General features: G+C 55.2%; 9 protein-coding genes and 2 pseudogenes. 10 read left to right on the forward strand and 1 reads right to left on the reverse strand.

The features are described 5' to 3' along the window. Positions 1 to 54: 54 nt before the first annotated feature. The 9 genes and pseudogenes from citC (at position 55) to rnk (ending at position 8,354) form a co-directional block, all read left to right on the forward strand. On the forward strand, positions 55 to 1,131 hold the full coding sequence (gene citC, locus ACLJRU_RS14220) for a [citrate (pro-3S)-lyase] ligase (protein WP_000467874.1): 1,077 nt from the start codon (positions 55 to 57) through the stop codon (positions 1,129 to 1,131). Further along, positions 1,128 to 1,424, forward strand: a complete 297-nt coding sequence (gene citD, locus ACLJRU_RS14225; RefSeq protein ID WP_000700679.1) for a citrate lyase acyl carrier protein — start codon at positions 1,128 to 1,130, stop codon at positions 1,422 to 1,424. The genes citC and citD overlap by 4 nt, the downstream gene beginning before the upstream one ends. Next, positions 1,421 to 2,329, forward strand: a complete 909-nt coding sequence (gene citE / locus ACLJRU_RS14230) for a citrate (pro-3S)-lyase subunit beta (RefSeq protein WP_001539424.1) — start codon at positions 1,421 to 1,423, stop codon at positions 2,327 to 2,329. The genes citD and citE overlap by 4 nt, the downstream gene beginning before the upstream one ends. A 9-nt stretch (positions 2,330 to 2,338) precedes the next feature. Continuing rightward, complete coding sequence (citF, locus tag ACLJRU_RS14235; RefSeq protein WP_000192327.1) at positions 2,339 to 3,868, forward strand: citrate lyase subunit alpha; 1,530 nt, start codon at positions 2,339 to 2,341, stop codon at positions 3,866 to 3,868. Between the two features lie 3 nt (positions 3,869 to 3,871). Then, positions 3,872 to 4,423 (forward strand): citrate lyase holo-[acyl-carrier protein] synthase, encoded by a 552-nt coding sequence (citX, locus tag ACLJRU_RS14240; protein ID WP_001236069.1) that lies wholly within the window; start codon positions 3,872 to 3,874, stop codon positions 4,421 to 4,423. Next, entirely contained in the window at positions 4,395 to 5,291 is an 897-nt protein-coding gene (gene citG / locus ACLJRU_RS14245; RefSeq protein WP_000982660.1) for a triphosphoribosyl-dephospho-CoA synthase CitG, read from the forward strand. The genes citX and citG overlap by 29 nt, the downstream gene beginning before the upstream one ends. Positions 5,292 to 5,328: 37 nt before the next feature. Further along, positions 5,329 to 6,792 carry a citrate/succinate antiporter CitT gene (citT, locus tag ACLJRU_RS14250; protein WP_001539422.1) on the forward strand — a complete coding sequence of 488 codons (1,464 nt, stop codon included), beginning with the start codon at positions 5,329 to 5,331 and terminating at the stop codon, positions 6,790 to 6,792. A 109-nt stretch (positions 6,793 to 6,901) separates the two neighbouring features. After that, a pseudogene (gene rna / locus ACLJRU_RS14255) lies at positions 6,902 to 7,709 on the forward strand (ribonuclease I). Positions 7,710 to 7,943: 234 nt separating this feature from the next. Then, positions 7,944 to 8,354: a nucleoside diphosphate kinase regulator gene (gene rnk / locus ACLJRU_RS14260; RefSeq protein ID WP_038393956.1), complete on the forward strand. Its 411-nt coding sequence runs from the start codon at positions 7,944 to 7,946 to the stop codon at positions 8,352 to 8,354. An 82-nt stretch (positions 8,355 to 8,436) separates the two neighbouring features. Here rnk and ACLJRU_RS14265 read toward each other — a convergent pair. Continuing rightward, a pseudogene (locus tag ACLJRU_RS14265) lies at positions 8,437 to 9,676 on the reverse strand (zinc-dependent alcohol dehydrogenase). A 222-nt stretch (positions 9,677 to 9,898) separates the two neighbouring features. Between ACLJRU_RS14265 and uspG the strand changes: the two are divergent. Continuing rightward, entirely contained in the window at positions 9,899 to 10,327 is a 429-nt protein-coding gene (uspG, locus tag ACLJRU_RS14270) for a universal stress protein UspG (RefSeq protein ID WP_038393955.1), read from the forward strand. Positions 10,328 to 10,386: the final 59 nt, after the last annotated feature.

Here is a 10,386-nt window from a genome sequence, read left to right on the forward strand (position 1 = left end):
GCGCAACATATACAGAAAAGTGGCAACAAGCATATCACCAGGATATTTCTTACTATGTTTGGCAATAATGTATTCACTCGGGTAAAACGCTCTGAAAATAAAAAAATGGCGGAGATCGCTCACTTTCTCAAAGAGAATGATTTAAGCGTCGATACCACTGTAGAAGTGTTTATTACCGTCAGCCGTGATGACCGTCTTATTGCCTGCGGCGGTATTGCCGGAAATATCATTAAATGCGTGGCCATTAGCGAATCAGTACGCGGCGAAGGCTTAGCGTTAACGCTGGCGACGGAATTGATTAATCTCGCTTGGGAACGGCACTGCACCCATCTTTTTATTTATACCAAAACGGAATACGAAGCGCTGTTTAAACAGTGCAGCTTTTCGACGATAGCCAGCGTCCCTGGCGTGATGGTCTTAATGGAAAATAGCGCGACCCGGTTGAAACGGTATGCGGAATCGCTGGCGACATTGCGTCATGAGGGAAAGAAAATTGGCTGTATTGTGATGAACGCCAATCCTTTCACGAACGGCCATCGCTATCTGATCCAACAGGCGGCGGCACAGTGCGACTGGCTGCATCTGTTCCTGGTCAAAGAAGATACGTCACGCTTTCCCTATGAGGACCGACTCGATCTGGTCCTTAAAGGGACTACCGATATCCCGCGCTTAACCGTTCACCGCGGCTCCGAATACATTATTTCTCGTGCGACGTTCCCCTGCTATTTCATTAAAGAGCAGAGCGTCATTAATCACTGTTATACCGAAATCGACCTGAAGATTTTCCGCCAGTATCTGGCGCCCGCGCTTGGCATCACACACCGCTTTGTCGGTACGGAGCCGTTTTGCACCGTTACCGCCCAGTACAACCTTGATATGCGTTTCTGGCTGGAGACGCCAACGCTTCCCGCCCCACCCATTACGCTGGTGGAAATAGAGCGGCTTTGCTTCCAGGAGACGCCGATATCCGCCTCCTGGGTACGCAAGCTGCTGGTTAAACACGATCTCACGGCTATCGCGCCGCTGGTTCCCGACGCCACCCTGCGCTATTTGCAGGGCATGGTCGAACGCCATCCGGGCAGCGCGGCAGCCCGTCAAAAGTCCCCCGTATTAGCAACAGGTGAAAAATGAAAATAAACCAGCTAGCCGTCGCAGGCACGCTTGAGTCCGGCGATGTGATGATACGCATTGCGCCGCTCGATACGCAGGATATTGACCTGCAAATCAACAGTAGCGTTGAAAAACAGTTTGGCGAGGCCATTCGCGCCACCATCCTGGAGGTGCTTTCTCGCTACGACGTGCGCGGCGTACAACTGAACGTTGATGATAAAGGCGCTCTGGACTGCATTTTGCGCGCCCGACTGGAAACGCTACTGGCGCGCGCCAGCGGTATTGCCGCTCTGCCCTGGGAGGATCGCCAATGATTTCCGCCTCTCTGCAACAACGTAAAACCCGCACCCGCCGCAGTATGTTATTCGTACCGGGCGCCAACGCGGCGATGGTGAGCAATTCGTTTATCTATCCGGCCGACGCGCTGATGTTCGACCTGGAAGACTCCGTTGCATTACGCGAAAAAGACGCGGCGCGCCGTCTGGTATATCACGCGCTGCAACACCCGCTTTACCGTGACGTCGAAACCATTGTCCGCGTGAATGCGCTGGACTCCGAATGGGGCGTCAATGATCTGGAAGCGGTCGTGCGCGGCGGCGCGGACGTGGTGCGTTTACCGAAAACCGACACCGCGCAGGACGTCATTGATATCGAAAACGAAATTCTGCGCATTGAAAACGCCTGCGGTCGCGAACCGGGCAGTACCGGCCTGTTAGCCGCCGTGGAATCGCCGCTGGGTATTACCCGCGCGGTAGAAATCGCCGACGCCTCTGAACGGTTGATCGGGATTGCGCTGGGCGCGGAAGACTATGTTCGCAACCTGCGCACCGAACGCTCTCCGGAAGGCACCGAACTGCTGTTCGCCCGCTGCGCCATTTTGCAGGCCGCGCGTTCCGCCGGCATTCAGGCCTTCGATACCGTCTATTCCGACGCCAACAACGAAGCCGGTTTCCTGCAAGAAGCCGCCCATATTAAACAGTTGGGCTTTGACGGTAAGTCACTGATCAACCCCCGCCAGATAGAACTGCTGCACAACCTTTATGCGCCGACGCGTAAAGAGGTCGCCCATGCGCGTCTGGTCGTTGAGGCCGCAGAAGCCGCCGCCCGCGAAGGTCTCGGCGTCGTTTCCCTTAACGGCAAGATGGTCGACAGCCCGGTGATTGAACGCGCCCGTCTGGTGCTCTCCCGTGCAGAACTTTCCGGTATTCGCGAAGAATAAGGCAAAAAAATGACGCAGAAAAATGAATCTCAACGCCAGGATCGCGTAGCAGCCTGGAGCCGTCACGCTGAAAGCGAACTGAGCGCTTACCAAAGTGCGGCAAAATTGGATCTACAAGCGCAAAAACCGCGCGACCACAAACTGTGCGCCAGCCTGGAAGAGGCCATCCGCCGTTCCGGTTTACGCGACGGCATGACGCTTTCCTTTCACCACGCGTTTCGCGGCGGCGATCTGACGATTAACCTGGTGATGGAAACCATCGCGAAGATGGGCTTCAAAAATCTGACCCTGGCCTCCAGCTCGCTGAGCGACTGCCATGCGCCGCTGGTTGAACACATTCGTAACGGGGTGGTCAGCCGCATCTACACGTCAGGCCTGCGCGGCCCGCTGGCGGAAGAAATTTCTCGCGGCCTGCTGGCTGAGCCGGTTCAGATTCACTCCCACGGCGGCCGTGTACATCTGGTACAAAGCGGCGAACTCAACATTGATGTTGCGTTTCTTGGCGTGCCCTCCTGCGATGAATTCGGTAATGCTAATGGTTATACCGGCAAGGCCTGTTGCGGTTCACTGGGCTACGCGATGGTGGATGCCGACAGCGCGAAGCAGGTCGTGATGCTGACGGAGCAACTGCTGCCGTATCCGCATAACCCGGCAAGCATCTCTCAGGATCAGGTTGATCTGATCGTGCAAATCGAAGAAGTCGGTGATGCAAACAAAATCGGCGCTGGCGCGACCCGCATGACCACTAATCCGCGTGAACTGCTGATCGCCCGCAGCGCGGCGGAAGTCATTGCTCACTCCGGCTACTTCAACGAAGGTTTCTCCCTGCAAACCGGCACCGGCGGCGCATCGCTGGCGGTCACCCGCTTCCTGGAAGACAAAATGCGTAGCCGCAACATTGTGGCTAATTTCGCGCTGGGCGGTATCACCGCCACCATGGTCGACCTGCATGAAAAGGGCTTAATCCGAAAACTGCTTGACGTGCAGAGCTTCGATCGTAACGCTGCGCAATCTTTGGCCCGCAACCCGAACCATATCGAAATCAGCGCTAACCAGTACGCCAACTGGGGCTCTAAAGGCGCTTCCGTCGACCGTCTGGACGTGGTGGTACTGAGCGCGCTGGAAGTAGACACTCACTTCAATGTTAACGTGCTGACCGGCTCCGACGGCGTTCTACGCGGCGCGTCCGGCGGTCACTGCGATACCGCCGTCGCGGCGGCGCTGTCCATCATCGTCGCGCCGCTGGTACGCGGTCGCATCCCAACGCTGGTTGATAACGTCACCACCTGCGTCACACCGGGCTCCAGCGTCGACATTCTGGTCACCGATCACGGTATCGCCGTCAATCCGGCGCGTCCGGAGCTGGCTGAACGCCTGAAAGCAGCGGGAATGAAAGTGGTATCGATTGAGTGGCTGCGCGAACGCGCGCAACTGCTTACCGGTCAGCCCCGCCCTATCGAATTCACCGACCGCGTGATTGCTGTCGTGCGTTATCGCGACGGTTCAGTGATCGATGTGGTGCATCAGGTGAAGGAATAAGCCATGCGCCTGTTTCCTGAACTCGCCACCTGTCACGACGTTTCTATTCCTGAGCTGCTCGCCAGCCGAGATGAGAGACAAGCAAGACAGCGCGCCTGGCTAACGCGTCACGCTACTCCGCTGGTCTCCTTTACCGTGGTGGCGCCAGGCCCGATGAAAGACAGCGCGTTAACCCGCCGGATCTTTAATCACGGCGTGGCTGCCCTGCACACGCTGGCAGAAGAGTATGGCTGGACTATCCGGGAGCAGGCTGCACTGGTTTCCGCCAGCGGGCCGGAAGGGCTGCTGGCGATTGACGCGCCCGCTCAGGCGCTCAAACAGGCGACCATCGCACTTGAACAGCGTTATCCACTGGGGCGCCTGTGGGATATCGATGTCCTGACGGCGGAAGGCGAAATACTCTCCCGCCGCCATTTCGCGCTTCCCGCTCGCCGCTGTCTGCTGTGCGGGCAAAGCGCAGCTGAATGCGCGCGGGGTAAAACCCACGCGCTGACTGATTTACTGATTCATATGGAGGCGCTGCTGCATGATGCCGATTCCTGCCAACCCGACTAACGCCTCCATTCAGCCTCAGTCGCTGTATGACGCCTGGGCCGATTTGGCCTGGCGCGCCATGCTGACCGAGGTAAATTTATCGCCAAAACCCGGTCTGGTAGACCGACTAAACTGCGGCGCGCACAAGGATATGGCGCTGGCGGATTTTCACCGCAGCGCGGAGGCGATTCGACACTGGCTACCGCGCTTTATGGAATATGGCGCCAGCTGCACGCGCCTGCCGCCAGAGTCAGTTCTGGCGGGCCTGCGTCCATTGGGGATGGCCTGTGAAGCAGCGATGTTTCGCGCAACGGCGGGCGTCAATACCCATAAAGGCAGCATTTTCTCGCTGGGGTTACTGTGCGCCGCCATTGGCCGCCTGTATCAGCTACGCCAGCCGATCACCGCAGAAACACTCTGCGCTACCGCCGCCGATTTTTGCCGCGGCCTGACCACGCGCGAACTGCGCCAGAACAACCTACAGCTCACCGCAGGCCAGCGGCTGTATCAGCAACTGGGATTAACCGGCGCGCGCGGTGAAGCGGAAGCGGGCTATCCGCTGGTCATCCGCCACGCGTTGCCGCACTACCGCGCATTGCTGGCGCAGGGGCGCGATCCCGAACTGGCGCTGCTTGATACCTTACTGCTGCTGATGTCACTTAACGGCGATACCAACGTCGCGTCGCGCGGCGGGGCGGACGGTCTGCGCTGGTTACAGCAGCAGGCTGCGGTCTTATTACATCAGGGCGGCATACGGACGCCTGACGATCTCGTTTATCTCCACCGGTTCGATCAGCAATGCATTGAACGCAATCTCAGCCCAGGCGGTAGCGCCGATCTGCTGATCGTGACCTGGTTTTTAGCGCAAATTTCGCAAGTTAATCATTAACACAATTATAGAAAATATCCTTTCCGGAGAGTCATTTATGTCTTTATCCAAAGATAATATATGGAAGTTGTTGGCCCCATTAGTGGTGATGGGCGTCATGTTGCTAATTCCTGTTCCAGATGGTATGCCGCCGCAGGCCTGGCACTATTTTGCGGTTTTCGTCGCGATGATTGTCGGTATGATCCTGGAGCCGATCCCGGCGACAGCGATCAGTTTTATCGCCGTAACCATTTGCGTTATCGGCAGCAATTACCTGCTATTTGACGCTTCAGAACTGGCCGATCCGGCGTTTAAAGCCAGTAAACAGGCGCTGAAATGGGGGCTTGCCGGTTTCTCCAGCACCACGGTCTGGCTGGTTTTCGGCGCGTTTATTTTCGCGCTGGGCTACGAAGTGACCGAGCTGGGGCGCCGCATTGCGCTGTTTTTGGTAAAATTCATGGGTAAACGCACGCTGACGCTCGGCTATGCGATTGTCATTATCGATATTTTGCTGGCGCCGTTTACTCCCTCCAATACGGCTCGTACCGGCGGGACTGTCTTCCCGGTCATCAAGAACCTGCCGCCGCTGTTTAAATCGTTTCCAAACGATCCTTCCGCACGCCGCATCGGCGGTTATTTGATGTGGATGATGGTGATCAGTACCAGCCTGAGCTCTTCGATGTTTGTCACTGGCGCGGCGCCAAACGTGTTAGGTCTGGAGTTCGTCAGCAAGATCGCCGGGGTCCAGATTAGCTGGCTGCAGTGGTTTCTCAGCTTTCTGCCGGTAGGGATTATTTTACTGATCGTTGCGCCGTGGCTCTCCTATGTGCTTTATAAACCTGAAGTGACCCACAGTGCGGAAGTCGCGGCCTGGGCTGGCGGCGAGTTAAAAAACATGGGGCGTCTGTCCCGCAAAGAGTGGACGCTGATTGGCCTGGTGCTGCTTAGCTTAGGATTGTGGGTTTTTGGTGGAAAAATCATCAACGCCACTGCCGTGGGTCTGCTGGCCGTCTCGCTGATGCTGGCGCTGCATGTCGTGCCGTGGAAAGACATTACGCGCTACAACAGCGCCTGGAACACCCTGGTGAACCTCGCTACGCTGGTGGTCATGGCCAATGGCTTAACCCGCTCCGGCTTTATTGACTGGTTCGCCAATACCATGAGTACGCATCTGGAAGGTTTCTCGCCGGATGCAACCGTCATTGTACTGGTACTGGTGTTCTATTTCGCGCACTATCTGTTCGCCAGTCTTTCCGCTCACACCGCGACTATGCTGCCGGTCATTCTGGCGGTGGGTAAAGGCATTCCGGGCGTTCCGATGGAACAACTGTGTATTCTGCTGGTGCTGTCTATCGGTATCATGGGCTGTCTGACGCCGTATGCCACCGGCCCAGGTGTGATTATCTACGGCTGCGGTTACGTGAAATCCAGAGACTACTGGCGGCTTGGCGCAATCTTTGGCGTTATCTATATCGCGATGCTGTTGCTGGTGGGCTGGCCGATTCTGGCAATGTGGAATTAAACATTACGCCAACGTAGGTTAAAAATGATGCCGTTCAGGTTCACCTGAGCGGCATTTTTTATGATTAAATGGGTAACATTCATAATGTGTATAAATTATCGAATTCATCATGAACACAATATGGCATTACAGTCCGCTGCTGGCTGTCCTCTTAACCCCAATTTTTGCCGCCAACGCCAACGAACTTCAGGCGCAACAGTACGGTGATTTCACTGACTATGTGCTGGCGCTTTCCTGGCAAACCGGTTTTTGTCAAAGCCAGCATGAACGCCGTCATCGGGAACCCGATAAGTGCCGTCTGCAAAAAGAGCCAGCCAACAAAGCAGACTTTCTGACCGTCCACGGCCTGTGGCCTAGATTACCCAAATCTATCGCCGCACGCGGTGTTGACCAGAGACGCTGGCAGCGCTTTGGCTGTGCGACGCGGCCAATCCCGAATCTGCCTGAAGTCAAGGCCAGCCGGAAATGCTCCGCCCCCGCCCCCGGACTTTCGCCTGACATCGCGGCAGCGCTTAAGGAAGTGATGCCCGGCGCAGGGGGGGAATTCCTGTCTGGAGCGCTACGAATATGCCAAACATGGCGCCTGTTTCGGGTTTGATCCCAATGCCTATTTCGGCACCATGATACGGCTGGATAAGGCGATAAAAGACAGCGCGCTAGGGCAGTTTCTGGCAGATAATTACGGCAAGACCGTTAGCCGCGCTGAGTTTGATAGCGTCGTCGCACAAATGTGGGGCCAGGATAATGTCAAAGCCGTTAAAGTAAACTGCCATGGCAATCCCGCCTATTTAACAGAGATTCAGTTTTCATTAAAGGCGTCGATGATTAACGCCCCGCTCTCCTCTGCCTCATTCCTGCCGCAGCCGCATCCCGGCAACTGCGGGAAACAGTTTATTATCGATAAAGCCGGTTATTGACGAAGCAGAGGTTTAAAACCGTAGCCACATTTGAGAACACGCCCAAATGTAGACTAAAATTCACTCAGGGCTATGACGTTTGAGGATTTACCCGAATGTGAACTAAATCACTTCAAAGACGGGGTAAGTCTCAGTATCATCATGAGAGTTAAACCCTCGCCGCCAGACGGTGAGGGTTTTCTTTTGGGACCATTTACCTGCACTACTCGCAGTATCGATGACATGGAGTAAGAAATGTCCAGACCCACTATTATCATTAACGACCTTGACGCCGAACGTATTGATCGTCTTCTGGAACAGCCTGCGTATGCGGATCTGCCGATTGCCGACGCGCTCAACGCCGAACTGGATCGCGCGCAAATGTGTTCGCCACAAGAGATGCCGAACGATGTCGTCACCATGAACAGCCGTGTTAAATTCCGCAATTTGAGCGATGGTGAAACACGCGTGCGGACGCTGGTGTATCCCGCCAATATGACGGACAGCAGTACCCAGCTTTCGGTAATGGCGCCCGTCGGCGCGGCGTTGCTGGGGCTGCGCGTCGGCGACACCATTCACTGGGAACTGCCGGGCGGCACCTCCCCCCATCTCGAAGTGCTGGAACTCGAATATCAGCCTGAAGCCGCGGGCGACTTCCTGCGTTAAACCATCTGCATAAGCGTTAATGCGTTTACACAGAGGATGCCTGCGCATCCTCTTTCCGTTAGCCCTTTCATTTCTGCCTGTTTCAGACAACGCCGCCTGGCATCGGGTTGATTACTCCCGTCGCCTGTTTCTGCGCCGCTTGTGCCGACGTCGCTCCCGGCACCAGGATAACCTTCCGGCACTCTTCTTCGCGTTTTTCGAAAATTTCGTAGCCGCGCGCCGCCTCTTCAAACGGCATAAAGTGCGTGACAATCTCCTCCGGCTTCAGCAACCCTTTTTCAATAAGCGGTAATAATTCCCCCAGCCACGCGTGAACATGGGTTTGACCCATTTTAAAAGTTAGCCCCTTATCAAAGGAGTCGCCGAATAAAAAGCCGTGAATAAAACCGGCATACACGCCGGGCACGCTGACCACGCCGCCGCGTCTGACCGCCGCGATACATTGTCGCAGCGCTTTGCCGCTGCTGCCTTCCAGTTTAAGGTTCGTCAGCACCGTCTCCGTCATGCTGCCTTTCGCTTCAAAGCCTACGGCATCAATTACCGCGTCCACGCCGCGGTGTCCTGCCGTCTGCTCGATGATTTTTTCCGCCGGATCGTTCTCATCATCGAAGTTGATCGGTATCGCGCCGTAACGTTCTTCGGCGAAACGCAGGCGCCAGGCGTGGTGATCAACGACGAAGATCTGCTCCGCGTCCAGCAGTCGCGCACAGGCGATAGTCAGTAATCCTACCGGCCCTGCGCCAAAAACCGCCACGCTGGAACCTTGCTGAATCTGAGCATTTTTTGCCGCCTGCCAGGCGGTAGGCAAAATATCAGAAAGAAACAGCGCCTTATCGTCAGATAACAGCGGCGGCACCTTAAATGGACCGACATTACCTTTTGGCACGCGAACATATTCGGCCTGTCCGCCGGGAACGCCGCCATACAGATGGCTATAACCAAACAGCGCCGCCGGCGGTGGGATCTGTTTTTTATTCATCGCCGCACCGTGTCCGTCGTTAGTGTTTTCACACGCTGAATATTGCTGTAGCCGACAGAAAAAACAGTCACCACAGGCAATGACAAACGGGATAACGACCCGCTCCCCTTTCCGAATATTCTTCACATCATGTCCGGTTTCCACCACCTCGCCCATAAATTCATGGCCGAAAAATATCACCATGTTTTACCTGTGGGATCTTGCCGCGATAGAGATGCAAATCAGATCCGCAAATCGCGGTGGCGGTAACACGCAAAATGATATCGTCAGGCTGCTCAATGCCGGGATCGGGTACGTTTTCAACCTTTACGTGATGTGGACCGTGATACGTCAATGCTTTCATGCAGCCTCCGGGGTAACGGTGAATGTTGCGTTCGACTATAAAAGGGTAGCTATCCCGGAGAGACTGCCGGAAAAACAGGCGGCTTTAGGATTTTTCCTGGAAAATACACGACTTTTTTAACGTCAGGTTGTCGCAATATTTAAAATTGCCAGACAAATAGCAGAAAGAAACATTATTATATGCTTGAATAAATTCAGTATTGATTAACAGGGAGTAACGGGTATGTATAAGACAATCATTATGCCGGTTGATGTTTTTGAAATGGAACTTAGCGATAAAGCCATTCGCCACGCTGAGTTTCTGGCGCAACAGGATGGCGTCATTCATCTGTTGCATGTACTGCCTGGGTCCGCGAGCATGAGTCTGCACCGCTTTGCCGCCGACGTGCGTCGCTTTGAAGAACATTTACAGCATGAGGCGGAAACGCGTCTGCAAACGATGGTGGGACACTTCAGTATCGATCCTTCACGAATTAAAACGCATGTTCGCTTTGGTAGCGTGCGCGATGTCGTCAATGAGATAGGCGAAGAACTGGATGCGGATGTCGTGGTAATCGGTTCGCGTAATCCGTCTATCACGACACACCTGTTGGGGTCTAACGCCTCAAGCGTGGTGCGTCATGCGACGCTGCCGGTATTGGTTGTGCGTTAACCCTGATGGCTAAAAACTGACACGCCCTGCCAGGTCACGCCTGGCAGGGCTTTTTACTG

This window comes from Salmonella sp. SAL00653 (assembly GCF_046552515.1).
Classification (GTDB): Bacteria; Pseudomonadota; Gammaproteobacteria; order Enterobacterales; family Enterobacteriaceae; genus Salmonella; species Salmonella enterica.